This is a genomic window from Mesorhizobium sp. M0772 (assembly GCF_040320135.1).
Classification (GTDB): Bacteria; Pseudomonadota; Alphaproteobacteria; order Rhizobiales; family Rhizobiaceae; genus Mesorhizobium.
The window spans coordinates 40998-57003 of the sequence record NZ_JAMYPB010000043.1 but is presented as its reverse complement, the minus strand read 5'-3'; the positions used below and the strand labels follow the sequence as shown (position 1 = coordinate 57003).

Sequence of the window (16006 nt, the reverse complement as noted above, 5' to 3'; positions counted from 1 at the left end):
AGCCCGCCCCGAGATGTGGCAAGAATGAGACTCTTAAAGGCAAAAAGATGGCTAAAGGATTAGGTTTCGTGCAGCATAGGTAAAACTTTATAAATGCCCGGATATGTTCGCGTGAGCAAAGCCGGAGAAAGTCTTAACGACAGCCTCCGCAGCCGATTTCCCTTCATAATCAATTAACTGGTTGGAGCCGGCTCAGAACGGCAATTTCATTCCGGGCGGGATCGGCAAGCCTGCCGTCAGCGCCTTGGTCTTCTCCTGCATAATCTGCTCGACCTTATTTTTGGCGTCATTGTGAGCGGCCAGCAGCAGGTCTTCGAGAATCTCGACCTCGTCCTCCTTGAACAGCGACGGATCGATCTTCAGCGACTTCATTTCGAACTTGCCGGTCAGCGTGACATTGACCAGCCCGCCGCCCGCCTGCCCGCTTGCTTCAATCGTGGCGATCTCGTCCTGCATGGCCTGGAACTTGGCCTGCATTTCCTTCGCCTTGCCCATCAGGCCGAGAAGATCTTTCATGGTCGGGTCCTTTGCGGATTCGTGGCTATGGTCAGGTTTCGTCGTCGTCGGATGGCGGCTCGACCGGCGCTTCGGCCTTGTCGGTGTCGACTTCCGGCGCGTCGGGAATGCGCACGTCGATAATCTTGGCGCCGGGAAAGCGCGCCAGGATGGCGGCCACAGCCGGATCGCTTTTCGCGTCGGAGAAAGCAGTCTCGCGCCTGGTCGATTCCATCTCGGCCAGCGTTTGGCCGCCCTCTTCCTTCGACAATGACACCAGCCAGTTGCGGCCGGTCCAGGCGCGCAGCTTCGTCGTCAAGTCGTTGAGCAGCATCTTGGGCGCATCGGCGGTCAGGCCGACGTCGATACGGCCGGGCTCGATGCGCACCAGGCGAATACAGCTCTTGACCAGCACCTTGAAGGCGATGTCACGCTGCGCGTCGGCAAGAGCGACAATATCGGCCAGCGATTTCAGCGGCGGCGATTGCGGCTCGACGACCGGCTGCGGAGGCGCGACAAAGGCGACCGGGGGCGCGTCGACCAATCGCATGGTTTGCGCACCGGCTGGCCCGGACGGCATCCGGGTCTGCGCTACCGCGCTGGCGCCATTGCCGGCATTTACCGGCGCACCATTCGGGCGTGACGCACCACCGGACGCCGGAGCGCCGCTCTCCAGAGATTTCAGCGCCTCGTCCAGCGTCGGCAGGTCGGCGGCATGCGCCAGCCGGATCAGCACCATCTCGCCGGCGCTGACCGGTCGGTTGGACGACTGCACCTCGGGAATGCCTTTCAAGAGCATCTGCCAGGTTCGCGACAGAACCTTGACCGACAGCGTGCTGGCGAAGTCGGCGCCGCGGCGGCGCTCATCCTCGGACAGGGAAGCGTCGTCGGCAGCCGTCGGCACGAAGCGCAGCCGGGTGACGAGGTGGTTGAATTCGGCCAGATCGGTCAGCACGGCAGCCGGATCGGCGCCGGTGTCGTACTGGTTGCGGAATTCGGCAAGGGCGGCCGCCACATCGCCTTTCATGACATGTTCGAACAGGTCGACGATGCGGGCGCGGTCGGCGAGACCCAGCATGGCGCGCACCGCTTCGGCGCTGACGGCGCCGCCGCCATGGGCGATTGCCTGGTCGAGGATGGAGAGCGAATCGCGGGCCGAGCCTTCGGCGGCGCGCGCGATCATCGCCAGCGCGTCGTCGTCGACCGATATGCCTTCCTTGCCGGCAATCGAGGCGAGATGCGCGACCAGCGCGCCGGCATCGATGCGTCTCAGGTCGAAACGCTGGCAGCGCGACAGCACGGTGATCGGCACCTTGCGGATTTCGGTGGTGGCAAAGATGAATTTGACGTGCGGCGGCGGCTCTTCCAGCGTCTTCAGCAGGCCGTTGAAGGCCTGGGTGGAGAGCATGTGCACTTCGTCGATGATGTAGACTTTGTAGCGCGCCGACACCGGGGCGTAGCGCACGCGCTCGATAATGTCCCTGATGTCGTCGATGCCGGTATGCGACGCGGCGTCCATCTCGATGACGTCGACATGGCGGCCTTCCATGATCGCCTGGCAGTGCTCGCCCAGGAGGGCGAGGTCGACCGAGGGATGGTCGACCGTCGGCGTCTTGTAGTTGAGCGCCCGCGCCAGGATGCGCGCCGTCGTGGTCTTACCGACGCCGCGCACGCCGGTCAGCATCCAGGCCTGGGCGATGCGGCCTGTGGAGAAAGCGTTGGTCAAAGTGCGGACCATCGGCTCCTGGCCGATCAGTTCGGAGAAATTCGACGGACGATATTTGCGCGCCAGCACGCGATAGGCGACGGCCTTTTGCTTCTCCAGGGTTTCGGGGTCCGAATTTCCGGCTTCGCTCATTCGCCCGTAAAGCTCCAAAAGGCCGCGTCTCAGCGTAGCCGATTCCTGCTAGATCGTTTCACCGTTTTCTGAAACGGCAAACCGCTCTACCCTTTGCTTTAACGCAATTCCGGACGGGAAACCGCTCACACTTTCCCTGGAATTGCTCCAATAGTCTCGCCCGCGCTGCAATGCGTCGTCAATGTCGCGAGAGGGGCCGATGAGGTGGGAGGCTGGAACAATGACCCGTTCCGGGCTCGTTAGGGCTGCTTCCTTCCGGACCTGACCCGGTTGGCGAGTGGATCGTCCACCACCAACCTCCCGCGTTCCATATCGGCAATTCAGCGATCAAATGCAAGGGTGCATTGAGAATCGGATGCCCGTGAACTCCGCCGCTCAATGAATCGCTTGCAGCCCCCGTGCAGCCGCTCTAGCGTCATGAGTTTGGGAATAATGCGAGAAGCGCAAGGGAAACGCCAATGCTACCGGGCCTCAAGGCCGGATTCACGCTCGACTCCAGGCTGGAGGCGGATAGCGAGCAGCTGATGTGGCTCGGCCTGTGCGAGCTCAGGGTGATGAACGATAGCCGCTGGCCATGGCTGGTCCTGGTGCCGCAGCGGCCGGGGGCCGAAGAAATCCACGACATGACGCCGCTCGACCAGGCGATGTTGACCTTCGAAACCAACATGGTGGCGCAGGCGCTGAAAAGAACCACGGGCTGCACCAAGATCAACACCGGCGCGCTCGGCAACATCGTTCGGCAATTGCATGTCCACGTCATCGCCCGCTCGGAAGGCGATCCGGGCTGGCCGGGGCCGGTGTGGGGGCACGGCATGCGCGAGCCCTATGAGCGTTCAGGCATCCGCCAATTTGCGCAACAGATCAAGGCGGCGCTATAAGCCGCCTGTGTCCATCCCTAGACGTTCGAGCTTCCATGACCTTTCGCCTTTTTGACGCGCCCTTGCGCGAACCGAGCCAGTTCGTCGGCTTCGCCGGAAACACGATTGATCGGCAATCCGAGAACCGCGCCGACGATTCCGTCGAAAGGGCGTTGGCCGATCCCTCGGCACGTCTTCTGCCGATGCATGGCGGACGGCTGTATCTGAAATTGCACGATGGCAGCTTCGACCCTTGGTTCGATCTGGCTGAGAGCCAGAAGCTGCAGCCATCACTCGCACAAGGCGTGCTGCTTGGCTTTGCCGAGAGCGGCCCGGTCCTTGCCGTGCCGGTCGGCCTCGATCCCGAACAGCTACCGGAGACCATGAAGGCGATCGATTATCGCTCGGTCTATATGCAGGGGCTGATCGACGAGGCGGCAGCGGGCGCGCTGGCGCAAGGCGCCGCCCTGCTTGCCTGGCATGCCACCCATCGCTTCTGCAGCAAATGCGGCCATGAATCGCAAATGCGGGCCGGCGGCTACAAGCGCCATTGCCCAAATTGCGGCACCGAGCACTTTCCACGCACCGATCCGGTGGCGATTATGCTGACGGCGACGCGGGAAAAATGCCTGCTCGGCCGCGGCCGGCATTTCGGGCCCGGCATGTACTCGGCGCTTGCCGGCTTCATCGAGCCGGGCGAGACGATCGAGGCGGCGGTGCGCCGCGAAACGCTGGAGGAAGCCGGCATCCGGCTCGGCCGCGTCGTCTACCATGCCAGCCAACCCTGGCCGTTCCCCTATTCGCTGATGATCGGCTGTTTCGGCGAACCGCTCAATGACGACATCCAGGCCGATCTCAACGAGTTGGAAGATTGCCGCTGGTTTTTTCGCGACGAGGTGCGTTCCATGCTGGAGAGGACGCACAAGGACAATCTGGTCACGCCGCCGAAAGGCGCGATCGCGCATCATCTGATCCGCGCCTGGGTCGACAGCGAATAAGACTTGTTATTTTACGCAATTCCGGACGGAAAACCGCTTCACACTTTTCCTGGAATTGCTTAACGGGAGCAAAAAATGATCCGTCACACCGTGGTTTTCACCCTGAAGCACCCGCAGTACTCGCTGGAGGAAAAGCGGTTCCTCTCCGATGCCAAGCGCATTCTCAGCGCAATCAAGGGCGTCACCCATTTCGAGCCGCTGCGGCAAGTCAGCCCGAAGAACGACTATCACTTCGGCTTCTCGATGGAGTTCGTCGATCAGGCCGCCTACACCAGATATAACGAGCATCCCGACCACGTTGCCTTCGTGCGCGACCGCTGGATCCCGGAAGTCGAAACCTTCATGGAAATCGACTATGTGCCGCTGACCCTGCTGGTTTAGGGGAACCTTAGTCCGCGACCTTCCACTGCTCGCGCGACTCGCTGGCGGGATAGACACCCAGAATGCGCACTTCGCGCGAGAAGAAGCGCAGTTCGTCCAGCGCCAGCTTGACCAGTGGGTCGTCGGGATGGCCCTCGATATCGGCGTAGAACAGCGTCGCGGTGAAGGCGCCCAACTGATAGCTCTCCAGCTTCGTCATGTTGACGCCGTTGGTGGCGAAACCGCCCATTGCCTTGTAGAGCGCAGCCGGCACGTTGCGGACACGGAACATGAAGGTCGTCATCATCTTGGTGTCGGCCGAGGGCCGTTCGGCCAATCGCTTGTCCTTGGTCAGCACGACAAAGCGGGTGACATTCGAATCCGTGTCCTCGACGTTCTTCTCGATGATGTCGAGGCCGTAGAGTTCTGCGGCTAGCGCCGGGGCGAGCGAGGCCATAGTGCGGTCCTTGAGCTCCGAGACCAGCTTCGCAGAGCCCGCCGTGTCGCCGGCGATCACCGGCTTCCAACCGTTCTTGCGGATGTATTTGCGGCACTGTCCCAGCGCATGGATATGGCTGTGCACGGTCTTGATCTCTTCGCGTTTGACGCCTGGCAGCACCATCAGCTGGAAGTGGATCGGCAGGAAATATTCGCCGACGATGTGGAGTTTCGATTCCGGCAAGAGATGATGGATGTCGGCGACGCGGCCGGCGATGGTGTTTTCAATCGGGATCATGGCGAGGTCGGCCTTGTTGGTCTCGACCGCGTTGAAGGCATCCTCGAAGGTGGGGCACGGCAACGGCTCCATCGAAGGGAACATGTTGCGGCTGGCGGTGTCGGAATTGGCGCCCGGTTCGCCCTGGAAGGCTATTCTGTTGGTCTTGTCAGGCATGCCGATATCTCAGGTTTGAAAGGATCTGCGGTGTCAGGAAAGGATTTGTCTTCTCAGCAAAGAATTTGTCTGGCGCGTTCGAGGTCTTCCGGCGTGTCGACGCCGAGCGGCAGCGATTGCACGATCTCGGCATCGATGCGCATACCGGCCTCCACCGCCCGCAACTGCTCCAGCCGCTCGCGCCGTTCGAGCGGCGACGGTTTTAGCGCGACGAAGCGTTCGAGGGCTGAGCGCCGATAGGCGTAGAGGCCGACATGGTGATAGAGCGGCCCCTCGCCCCAGGGCGCGGTGGCGCGGGTGAAATAGAGCGCCTTCAGCCGCGTCGCCGACAACGGCGAACCGACGATCTTGACGACGTTGGGGTTGGCCTTTTCCTCGTCGCGGACGATCTCGACGCCGAGCGTGGCGATGTCGACCGCAGCGTCCTCGAACGGTTTCAGCGCCGCACCGATGATCTTGGGATCGATGGTCGGCAGGTCGCCCTGCACATTGACGATGGTTTCGACCTTGCGATCGGGGTCGAGGGCGGTCAGCGCCTCGAAGATACGGTCGGAACCGGATTCGTGGTCGGTGCGCGTCATCACCGCCTCGAAACCGTGCGCGCGCACCGCTTCGGCCACGTTGCGCGTGTCGGTTGCCACCACCACCCGGCCAAGCCCAGCCTCAGCGGCGCGGCGGGCGACATGGACGATCATCGGCGCGCCGGCTATGTCGGCCAGCGGCTTGCCCGGCAGGCGCGTCGAGGCCATGCGGGCCGGGATCAGGATGAGCGTGGACATCGAGGTTGCAAGGCGTTCGAAAGAGGATGGGGAAAGTGGCAAAAGGTCTCACTGGAAGCGCCCTTATAGGTGTTGCAACGCCCAAGCAAAAGACCTAGTTTCCGCCCGATTTGACCGGCTCGACGGGGTGGGTCACGATACCGACGGACGGAGTGGACGGAGAGGTCCGCCGGAAAAGGGAGCCCTGGGGCGTATGGATTCCAACGAAGTCAACAAACTGCTCGCCGGGTTGCTTGGAACCTGTTTCGTCGTCTTCTCGGTCGGTTTGGTGTCCGACGCCCTGTTTGCCTCGCCGGCGCCGGAAAAACCCGGCTTTGCCATCGAGGCGACGGAGCCTGCCGAAGGCGGCGCCGCCGGACCCGCGGCAGAGGCCAAGCCGATTGCCGACCTTTTGGCCACCGCCAATGTCGAGCAAGGTGCGGCCGTCTTCAAGAAATGCCAGGCCTGCCATTCCGGCGAGAAAGGCGGCCCCAACAAGGTCGGCCCGGATCTCTGGGACATCGTCGACCGCCCCGTCGCCGAGCATGAGGGCTTTGCCTATTCGGCCGGCATGAAAGAGTTTTCCAAGGGCGGCGCGGAGAAGTGGACCTATGACAACCTCAACCACTTCATCACCTCGCCGAAGAAATTCGTGAAGGGCACTGCGATGGGCTTTGCCGGCCTGCCGAAGGACGAGGACCGCGCCAACGTCATCGCCTATCTGCGCACGCTGTCGGATAGTCCGAAGCCGCTGCCGACGCCAGGTGCCGCCGCTGATGCAACCGCGCCGGGCAAGCCGGCCGAGGGTGCTGCTCCGGCCAAGCCGGCTGAAGGTGCAGCTCCAGCCCCTGCGACGCCGGCACCGGCGCCCGCCAAATAACCGAATTGTCATCTCCATGATCTCAAAAAAGCCGGGTTCAGGCCGGCTTTTTGTTAGGAAAATCGCATATGCGGCGACAAAGCCGCCGCATGGCGGTTTTCACCGGCGTCAAATCATTTAGGATTGCCGGGCATGGCGAAGAGGAGAACGCATGACGGTTGGCCGAACGCTTCTGAGGTCCTTTCTGGTTGTGGGCGCCCTCGCAGGCGGCCTGCAGGCAGCCTTCCCCCAGGAATGGCACACCACCTCTTCGCTGATCGGCCCCTCCAAATATGGCGAGAATTTCCAGCGCTACGATTATGTGAATCCGGATGCACCGAAGGGCGGTACCTACAATTCGGTCGTTTCCGGCACGTTCGACAGCTTCAATCCCTACATCGTGCAGGGCTCGCCGGCGGCCGGCCTGCAGCCATTTGGCGGCGGCCTGCTCTACGACACGCTCATGGATCAAGCGACTGACGAAGGCAGCGTCAGCCACCCGCTCATCGCCGATGCCTACAAGTACCCTACCGACTATTCCTCGGCCACCTACCGGCTCGACCCACGGGCGAAATGGCATGACGGACAGCCTATCACCACTGACGACGTGATCTGGTCGTTCCAGGTGCTGAAGGCCAACAGCCCGATGTACAGCCGCTATTTCGAAAACGTCACCGACGCCGTCGCTGTCTCGGACCGTGAGGTCGAGTTCCACTTCGACCAGAAGGGCAATCGCGAACTGCCCAAGATCCTCGGCGACCTTGTCGTGCTGCCCAAGCATTGGTGGGAAGGCACCGACGCCAATGGCAAGAAGCGCGACATCACCAAGGGGACGCTGGAGCCGCCGCTGGGCTCGGCTGCATACAAGATCGCCAGCTTCAAGGCGGGGTCGGAAATCGTCTGGCAGCGTGTCCCCGACTATTGGGGCGCCAAGCTGGCTGTGAAGATCGGCCGGGAGAATTTCGACACGCAGCACTTCACCTACATTCTTGACGACAACGCCTCCTGGGAGGCGTTCAAGAAAGGTGGCCTCGACGATATCAAGCCGGAAAACAGCTCGAAGCGCTGGGCGACATTTTATGATTTCGCGGCGATCAAGGCCGGCGATGTGATCAAGCAGGAGTTCAAGACCACCTCGCCCGAGCCGATGCAGGCTTTCATGCTCAACCAGAGACACAAGCTGTTTGCCGATCGTCTGGTCAGGGCCGCGCTCACCTATCCCTTCGATTTCGAATCGATGAACCGCACGCTGTTCTTCGGTTTCAACACCCGCACCCACAGTTATTTCCAAGGCACGGAACTGGCCTCGAGCGGCCTGCCGCAAGGCAAGGAGCTGGAGATCCTGGAGAAGTACCGCGACAAGCTGCCGCCGGAGCTGTTCACGCAGGAATTCAAGCTGCCGGTCTACGATTCGCCGCAGGCCGAGCGCAAATATCTGAAGCAGGCGGTCGACCTGTTCGCCCAGGCCGGCTGGGTGATCAAGGGCGGCAAGATGGTCAACGCCAAGACCGGCGAGCCATTCAAGTTTGAAATCCTAGGCTCGCATGAAACCGACCAGGTCATTTCCAGCCCCTGGATCGCCAATCTGCGCAAGATCGGCGTCGATGCGACACTGCGCATCGTCGACCCGAGCCAGTACACCAACCGCGTCAGAAATTTCGATTACGACGTCATCACAGGACAGCTCCAACAGTCGGAATCGCCCGGCAACGAGCAGCGCGATTTCTGGAGCTCCAAGTCCGCCGGCACACCGGCATCGCGCAATTATTCCGGCATCAAGAACCCGGTCGTTGACGCCCTTGTCGACCGCATCATTTTTGCCACGGATCGCGATGACCTCGTCGCCACCACCCATGCGCTCGATCGCGTGCTGCTGTGGAATTACTATGTGGTGCCGCAATACTATCGCGCCGTTGTGTGGCTGGCTTACTGGAACAAGTTCGGCATTCCGGAAAAGCAGCCCGGCTACCGTGGCGCCGATATCGATTCCTGGTGGATCGATGCGGACAAGGAAAAGGCCCTGGCCGCCAAGTACAAGGGCAGCAATTGATGGCGGGGCTCCCTCGCCGCGATTTCCTGGCCCTCAGTGGCGCCGCGGCTGTTGCTGCGCTGCTGCCGGGCAAGGCTTTCGCCGCCAGCCCAACCCGCGTGAAACTGCATGGACTGTCGGCTTTCGGCGACCTCAAATACAAGCCGGACTTCACTCATTTCGACTATGTCAATGTCGATGCGCCGCAAGGTGGCGTCTTCAACTTCCTGCCGCGCAACTGGCTTGCCAACCAGACGCCGCTGACCTTCAACACGCTGAATTCGTTCGTCCCCAAAGGCGATTCGCCCCAGCGCACGGAGATGTGCTTCGATTCACTGATGGTGAGAGCGTACGACGAACCTGACGCCGTTTACGGGCTGATCGCTGACGGCGTGACGATTTCCGACGACCGCAACGACTTCACCTTCTCGCTGCGCCCGCAGGCCCGCTTCCATGACAGCACGCCATTGACCGCAGAGGATGCCGCCTTCACCTTCAAGCTGCTCAAGGACAAGGGGCACCCGTACTATTCCCTGCCGCTAACGCATCTGGATGACGGGATTGCCGTGGATGCCCACACGCTGCAGCTTAGGTTTTCCGGCAAGCAGACAAGCCGCACCATCCTCAACGTCGTCGAGTTCCCGGTCCTGTCGAAGGCGTTCTACACGACCAACCCGTTCGATTCCTCGCAGATGAACCCGCCGTTGGGGTCAGCCGCCTACAAGGTCGGTCGCTGGTCGGCAGGGGCCTGGATCGAATATGAGCGTGTGGCTGATTATTGGGGCAACGACCTGCCGGTCAATCGCGGCCAGAACAATTTTCAGCGGATTCGCGTTGAGTTCTATCAGGACCGTAGCGTTGCCTTCGAAGCGTTCAAGAAGGGAGAAATCCTCTACAGGGAGGAATTCACCTCGCGCGTCTGGGCGACCGGCTACGACTTCCCAGCCTTCACTGCCGGCAAGGTGGTGAAGCACGAATTCCCGGCCGAAACGGTGCCTTCGATGCAGGGCACCGCCGTCAACCAGCGGCGCGAGCAGTTTCGCGACTCGCGCGTGCGGCAGGCGATCGGGCTGTGCTTCGACTTCGAATGGACGCGGCGCAATTTCTTCTACGGTTCCTATGAGCGCTCGCAATCCTGCTTCGAGAAATCCGAATTTCGCGCCGAGGGCAGACCGTCGCCACAAGAATTGGCTCTTCTTGAGCCGCTGCGTGAGCAGATTCCCGCCGAGGCTTTTGGCGAAGCCGTGATCCAGGACGCGTCGAACGGCTCCGGCCGCGACCGGCAGTTGCTTGGCAAGGCGGCCAAGCTTCTGGCCGAGGCCGGCTGGAAACGGTCCGGCAATTTCGTCGTGAACGACAAGGGTGGTCGGTTGTCCGCAGAGTTTCTTGTCGACGACGAAGTCTTCGAACAGGTCTACTCGCCCTGGGTCGAAAACATGAAGGCGGTCGGCATCGATGCCTCGATCCGGCTGGTGGATGCCGCGCAATATCAGCTGCGGCAGAATTCGTTCGACTACGACCTCGTCTCGGTCGCGGCCTCGTTTCCGGCGACGCCAACCCGTGATGACCTCGAAACCATTTTCCATTCGCGAGCAGCTACCGTATCGGGCTCTCGCAATCTGCCGGGAACGTCGAGCCCGGCCATCGACGCCCTGGTTGACGCCGCAGGTGCCGCCGAGGGTCGCGAAAGCCTGACAATTGCCATGCGCGCGCTCGACCGGGTCTTGCGTGCACGGAGGGATTGGATTCCAAGTTGGTTCCTGGCGAATCATCGAAGCGCCTATTGGGACATGTTCGGTTTTCCCGAGCGGAAACCCGATTTCGACTTCCCGGTCGAAGCGCTGTGGTGGGTCGACAAGGGCAAGGCGGCAAAAATTGGCAAAGGGTAGGCTGTTGCGCGGCACTTTACCCTCCCCCTCGTGGGGAGGGTCGGTGAGCACTTCGTGCGCAGCGCGAATGGCGAACCGGGGTGGGGGTGTGACGGCGTACGCCGGATCGAGACTACCCCCACCCCGCTCCGCTTCGCGGATCGACCCTCCCCACAAGGGGGAGGGTGAAAGCTGATGGGCGCCTACATACTGCGCCGTATCCTGCTGATGATACCGACCCTGTTCGGCATCATGGCTGTTGCTTTCGTCGTCACTCAATTCGCACCGGGTGGACCGGTCGAGCAGGTCATCGCCAGCCTGACCAACCAGGGCGGCAGCGACCGCCTCGGCAGCGGCGGCGGCGATGCAGGAGGCGGCGGCAATTTCGATGTGGCCGGCGATGTCGGTTCGAAGTACCGCGGCGCGCAAGGGCTCGATCCTGAATTCATCAAGAAGCTGGAAAAGCAGTTCGGCTTCGACAAACCACCGCTCGAACGCTTCGGCATGATGCTGTGGAACTATGTCCGCTTCGATTTCGGCGACAGCTATTTCCGTGACATCTCGGTGCTCGATCTGATCCTGGAAAAGATGCCGGTGTCGATCTCGCTTGGGCTGTGGATCACGCTGTTGTCCTATCTGATCTCGATTCCCCTTGGCATCCGCAAGGCGGTCAAGGACGGCTCCGCCTTCGACGTCTGGACCAGCGGCGTGATCATCGTCGGCTATGCCATACCGGCCTTCCTGTTCGGCATATTGCTGATGGTGCTGTTCGCGGGCGGCTCCTTCTGGGACTGGTTCCCACTGCGCGGCATCGTCTCCGACAATTGGGACCAATTGTCGTGGCCTGACAAGATCGTCGATTATTTCTGGCACATGACCTTGCCGCTGACGGCGCTGGTGCTGTCGGCCTTCGCGACGACGACGCTGCTGACCAAGAACTCCTTCCTGGAAGAGATACGCAAACAGTATGTGGTGACGGCCCGTGCCAAGGGCCTGTCGGAGCGGCGGGTGCTTTACGGACATGTGTTCCGCAACGCAATGCTGATCGTCATTGCCGGCTTTCCAGCGGCCTTCATCTCGGCCTTTTTCACCGGCTCGCTTTTGATCGAGAACATCTTTTCCCTCGACGGTCTCGGGCTGCTCGGTTTCAGGTCCGTGTTGGCGCGCGACTATCCGGTCGTGTTCGCCAACCTCTATATATTTTCGCTACTTGGCCTGTTCGTGACGCTGTTGTCCGACCTGATCTACACATGGGTCGATCCGCGCATCGATTTCGAGCGGAGAGACGTCTGATGACGCAGGCTGCAGCCGAGATCACACCGACAAGGATCGCCCGCCCCTGGCTGTCGCCGCTCAACAAGCGGCGCTGGCAGAACTTCAAGGCCAACAGGCGCGGCTACTGGTCGTTGTGGATATTCCTCGCTCTGTTCGTGCTGTCGCTGTTTGCCGAACTGATCGCCAACGACAGACCGATCGTCGCCTACTACAAAGGCGAGATCCTGTTCCCGGTGGCGGTCGCCTACCCCGAGGAAAAATTCGGCGGCTTCTACGCCGTCACCGACTATCGCGACCCGGTCATCCGCGACGAGATCAACGCCAATGGCTGGATGATCTGGCCGCCAATCCGCTATTCCTACCGCACCGTCAACAATGCGATCCCCGACGCCGCTCCCGCAAAACCGTCATGGGAATACGGCGCGCAGAGGCGATGCAGCCAATATCCGCAAGGCGCTGCCGATCCTGACTGCATTGTCGGCAACTGGAACTGGCTGGGTACCGACGACCAGGCGCGCGACGTGCTGGCGCGCATCATCTACGGGTTCAGGATTTCCGTGCTGTTCGGGTTGATCCTGACCGCGGGTTCGTCGGTTATCGGCGTCGCCGCCGGCGCGCTGCAAGGGTATTTCGGCGGCTGGACCGACCTTCTCTTTCAACGCTTCATAGAAATCTGGTCGGCGATACCGCTGCTGTATCTGCTGCTGATCGTCGCTGCCATCCTGCCGCCGGGCTTCTTCATCCTGCTCGGGCTGATGCTGCTCTTCTCCTGGACGTCGCTTGTCAGCGTGGTGCGCGCCGAATTCCTGCGCGCGCGCAACTTCGAATATGTCAACGCGGCCCGCGCGCTTGGTGTGTCCAACCGCACCATCATGCTGCGCCATCTTCTGCCCAATGCCATGGTGGCGACGCTGACCTTCATGCCTTTTCTGGTCAGCGCCTCGATCTCGACACTGACCTCGCTCGACTATCTCGGCTTCGGCCTGCCTCCCGGCACCGCGTCGCTCGGCGAACTGCTAAAACAGGCGCAGAGTAACCTCAATGCCCCCTGGCTCGGTATATCGGGCTTCATCGTCATCTCGCTGATGCTGTCGCTGTTGGTGTTCATCGGTGAAGCAACGCGCGATGCTTTCGACCCGCGCAAGGCGTTCCGATGAGCAGCGAACTCCTGCTCTCCGTCCGCGATCTCAGCGTTGCCTTCACCCAAGGCGGCAACGAGTCGACCGCCGTCGACCACATCTCCTTCGATCTCGCCAAGGGCGAGACGGTGGCGCTTGTGGGCGAATCCGGTTCCGGCAAATCGGTCTCGGCGCTGTCGGTGCTGAAGCTTCTGCCCTACCCGACGGCCAGCCATCCCTCGGGCAAGATCCTGTTCCAGGGCGCCGACCTTTTGGCGATGAACGAAAAGCAGTTGCGCAGCGTGCGCGGCAACAAGATCACCATGATCTTCCAGGAGCCGATGACCTCGCTCAATCCGCTGCACACGATCGAGCAGCAGATCGTCGAGATCCTGGCGCTGCATCAGGGCATGGGCGACCGCCAGGCCAAGGCGCGCACGCTGGCGCTGCTCAACGAGGTCGGCATTCGCGAACCGGAAAAGCGGCTCGACGCCTATCCGCACCAGCTGTCCGGCGGCCAACGCCAGCGCGTCATGATCGCCATGGCGCTGGCCAACGAGCCTGAACTGCTGATCGCCGACGAGCCGACGACGGCGCTCGACGTCACTGTCCAGGCGCAGATCCTCGAATTGCTGGCGGGGCTGAAGAGCCGCAAGGGCATGTCAATGCTGTTCATCACCCATGATCTCGGCATTGTCAGAAAGATCGCCGACCGCGTCTGCGTGATGACCAAAGGCAAGATCGTCGAGACCGGGCCGACCAGGGACATCTTCGCCAACCCGCAGCACGCTTATACCAAGCACCTCCTGGCCGCCGAGCCGAAGGGCAAGCCGCCGGCCGCCAACGACGCCGCCAAACCGGTTATGACCGGCAAGGACATCAAGGTTTGGTTCCCGATCAAAAAGGGTTTCTTTCGCACCACCGTCGACAATGTGAAGGCTGTTGACGGAATCGACGTCACCGTACGCGCCGGCCAGACGCTAGGCGTCGTCGGCGAATCCGGCTCCGGCAAGACGACGCTCGGGCTGGCGCTGGCGCGGATGATCTCATCGACCGGCACCATCCAGTTCAATGGCAGCGACATCAACCAGCTTTCCTTCAACGCCATGCGGCCGCTGCGCCGCGAGTTGCAGATCGTTTTCCAGGACCCGTTCGGCTCGCTTAGCCCGCGCATGTCGGTCTCGGAGATCATCGAGGAAGGCTTGAAGATCCACGAGCCGAAGCTGTCGCCCGATCAACGCGACGACAAGGTCGTCGCCGTGCTGAAGGAGGTCGGGCTCGATCCGGCGACCAGGAACCGCTATCCGCATGAATTCTCCGGCGGCCAGCGCCAGCGCGTCGCCATTGCGCGCGCCATGGTGCTCAATCCACGCTTCGTCATGCTGGACGAACCGACCTCGGCGCTCGACATGAGCGTGCAGGCGCAAGTGGTCGACCTCTTACGCAATCTGCAGGCCAGGCACGACCTTGCCTATCTGTTCATCAGCCACGATCTGAAAGTCATTCGCGCCCTTGCCAATGACGTCATCGTCATGCGCAATGGCAAGATCGTCGAAGCCGGCCCTTCCGAACAGATTTTCGAGCGGCCGCAGACCGACTATACGAAGGCGCTGATCTCGGCCGCGTTCAAGATCGAGACGGCGCCGGTCGGTATCGTCAGCGAATAACAGGGAATACAATCCGCAAATGGAACAAGGCAAAATCCTGCTTGCCGTCACCGGCTTTCATCCGCAGCGCTGGCGCGAGCTGCTGTCGGCCGAGCGCGAAGTGGTGCTGGAGCCGGACGGCGCTTCGGATCCGTCGATCACCTATGCGGTGGTGTGGAAGCAGAAGCCGAACCTACTGAAATCGCTGCCCAATCTGCGCGCAATCTTCTCGATCGGCGCCGGCGTCGACCACATCTTCGCCGATCCCGGCCTGCCCGATGTGCCGATCGTCAAAGTGGTCGCCGAGAACCTGACGCAGTACATGACCGAATATGTCGTCTGGCGCGTGCTCGACCATCACCGCCAGGGCATGCTCTATCGTGCGCAGCAGCCGAAGAAGACCTGGCACGAACCGCCGCAGCGGCCGGCCGGTGACATCTCGGTCGGCATTATGGGGCTCGGCAATCTCGGCCGCGCGGCGGCATCGGTGCTGTTGTCGCTCGGCTTTGCCGTCAATGGCTGGTCGCGGAGCGACAAGGCCATGAAAGGCGTTGCGACCTATGCCGGAGAGGCCGGGCTGATCCCCTTCCTCAACGCCACCGACATACTGGTGGTGCTGTTGCCGCTGACGCCGGACACGCACGGCATCATCAATTACGGCGTGCTGAAGGAATTGCGCAAGCGAAACGGCCTCGGCGGCTCGGTGCTGATCAATGCCGGGCGCGGCCGGCTGCAGAAGGACGCCGACATCTTGCGAGCGCTGGACGACGGCACGCTGAAGGAGGCGAGCCTCGACGTGTTCGAGGTCGAGCCGCTGCCGAAGACCAGTCCGCTTTGGAGTCACCCGAAAGTGTTCGTGACGCCGCACGCGGCGGCGACCTCCGACCCTGTCCACCTGGCGCCGAGCATGTTGCGGCAGATGGATGCCTTCGAGCGCGGCGAAAAGCTTGATAACGTGGTCGACCGCAAGGCGGGGTACTGAGGAAGTTCAGG

14 protein-coding genes and 1 other RNA gene are annotated in these 16006 nt (G+C 61.8%); 10 read left to right on the top strand and 5 right to left on the bottom strand.

The annotated features are described in order from the left end of the window. Positions 1-192: 192 nt before the first annotated feature. The 3 genes from NKI06_RS23855 to ffs form a co-directional block, all read right to left on the bottom strand. Positions 193-516, bottom strand: coding sequence for a YbaB/EbfC family nucleoid-associated protein (locus NKI06_RS23855; RefSeq protein WP_023669519.1), 324 nt, complete (start codon positions 514-516; stop codon positions 193-195). A 31-nt stretch (positions 517-547) separates the two neighbouring features. Further along, positions 548-2353, bottom strand: coding sequence for a DNA polymerase III subunit gamma/tau (locus NKI06_RS23850; RefSeq protein WP_352987411.1), 1806 nt, complete (start codon positions 2351-2353; stop codon positions 548-550). Between the two features lie 204 nt (positions 2354-2557). After that, an RNA gene (gene ffs / locus NKI06_RS23845) (signal recognition particle sRNA small type) lies at positions 2558-2654 on the bottom strand. Positions 2655-2811: 157 nt separating this feature from the next. Here ffs and NKI06_RS23840 point away from each other — a divergent pair. From NKI06_RS23840 to NKI06_RS23830, 3 genes are all read left to right on the top strand, one after another. Continuing rightward, positions 2812-3231, top strand: a complete 420-nt coding sequence (locus NKI06_RS23840; protein ID WP_023682032.1) for an HIT domain-containing protein — start codon at positions 2812-2814, stop codon at positions 3229-3231. A 35-nt stretch (positions 3232-3266) separates the two neighbouring features. Beyond that, positions 3267-4208, top strand: coding sequence for an NAD(+) diphosphatase (nudC, locus tag NKI06_RS23835; RefSeq protein WP_023738168.1), 942 nt, complete (start codon positions 3267-3269; stop codon positions 4206-4208). A 75-nt stretch (positions 4209-4283) separates the two neighbouring features. After that, positions 4284-4589 carry a Dabb family protein gene (locus tag NKI06_RS23830; RefSeq protein WP_023669515.1) on the top strand — a complete coding sequence of 102 codons (306 nt, stop codon included), beginning with the start codon at positions 4284-4286 and terminating at the stop codon, positions 4587-4589. A 7-nt stretch (positions 4590-4596) separates the two neighbouring features. Here the strand turns inward: NKI06_RS23830 and NKI06_RS23825 are convergent, their stop codons facing one another. Continuing rightward, positions 4597-5460 (bottom strand): prephenate dehydratase, encoded by an 864-nt coding sequence (locus tag NKI06_RS23825; RefSeq protein WP_023682034.1) that lies wholly within the window; start codon positions 5458-5460, stop codon positions 4597-4599. A gap of 53 nt (positions 5461-5513) precedes the next feature. Next, entirely contained in the window at positions 5514-6239 is a 726-nt protein-coding gene (locus NKI06_RS23820) for a 3-deoxy-manno-octulosonate cytidylyltransferase (RefSeq protein WP_023712584.1), read from the bottom strand. A 193-nt stretch (positions 6240-6432) separates the two neighbouring features. Between NKI06_RS23820 and NKI06_RS23815 the strand changes: the two genes are divergently transcribed. From NKI06_RS23815 to NKI06_RS23785, 7 genes are all read left to right on the top strand, one after another. Next, positions 6433-7098, top strand: a complete 666-nt coding sequence (locus NKI06_RS23815; RefSeq protein WP_023688767.1) for a c-type cytochrome — start codon at positions 6433-6435, stop codon at positions 7096-7098. 151 nt (positions 7099-7249) lie between these two features. Beyond that, positions 7250-9127 carry an extracellular solute-binding protein gene (locus tag NKI06_RS23810; protein WP_352987410.1) on the top strand — a complete coding sequence of 626 codons (1878 nt, stop codon included), beginning with the start codon at positions 7250-7252 and terminating at the stop codon, positions 9125-9127. Continuing rightward, complete coding sequence (locus NKI06_RS23805) at positions 9127-10995, top strand: extracellular solute-binding protein (protein WP_023712586.1); 1869 nt, start codon at positions 9127-9129, stop codon at positions 10993-10995. Before NKI06_RS23810 ends, NKI06_RS23805 begins: the two co-directional genes overlap by 1 nt. Positions 10996-11169: 174 nt before the next feature. Beyond that, positions 11170-12267, top strand: coding sequence for a microcin C ABC transporter permease YejB (locus tag NKI06_RS23800; RefSeq protein WP_023712587.1), 1098 nt, complete (start codon positions 11170-11172; stop codon positions 12265-12267). Next, a complete protein-coding gene (locus NKI06_RS23795) occupies positions 12267-13406 on the top strand; it encodes an ABC transporter permease (protein WP_352987409.1) in 1140 nt (379 codons plus the stop codon). The genes NKI06_RS23800 and NKI06_RS23795 overlap by 1 nt, the downstream gene beginning before the upstream one ends. Then, positions 13403-15034: an ABC transporter ATP-binding protein gene (locus NKI06_RS23790; protein WP_023688772.1), complete on the top strand. Its 1632-nt coding sequence runs from the start codon at positions 13403-13405 to the stop codon at positions 15032-15034. The genes NKI06_RS23795 and NKI06_RS23790 overlap by 4 nt, the downstream gene beginning before the upstream one ends. Positions 15035-15053: 19 nt before the next feature. Next, a complete protein-coding gene (locus tag NKI06_RS23785) occupies positions 15054-15995 on the top strand; it encodes a 2-hydroxyacid dehydrogenase (RefSeq protein ID WP_352987408.1) in 942 nt (313 codons plus the stop codon). Positions 15996-16006 lie beyond the last annotated feature (11 nt).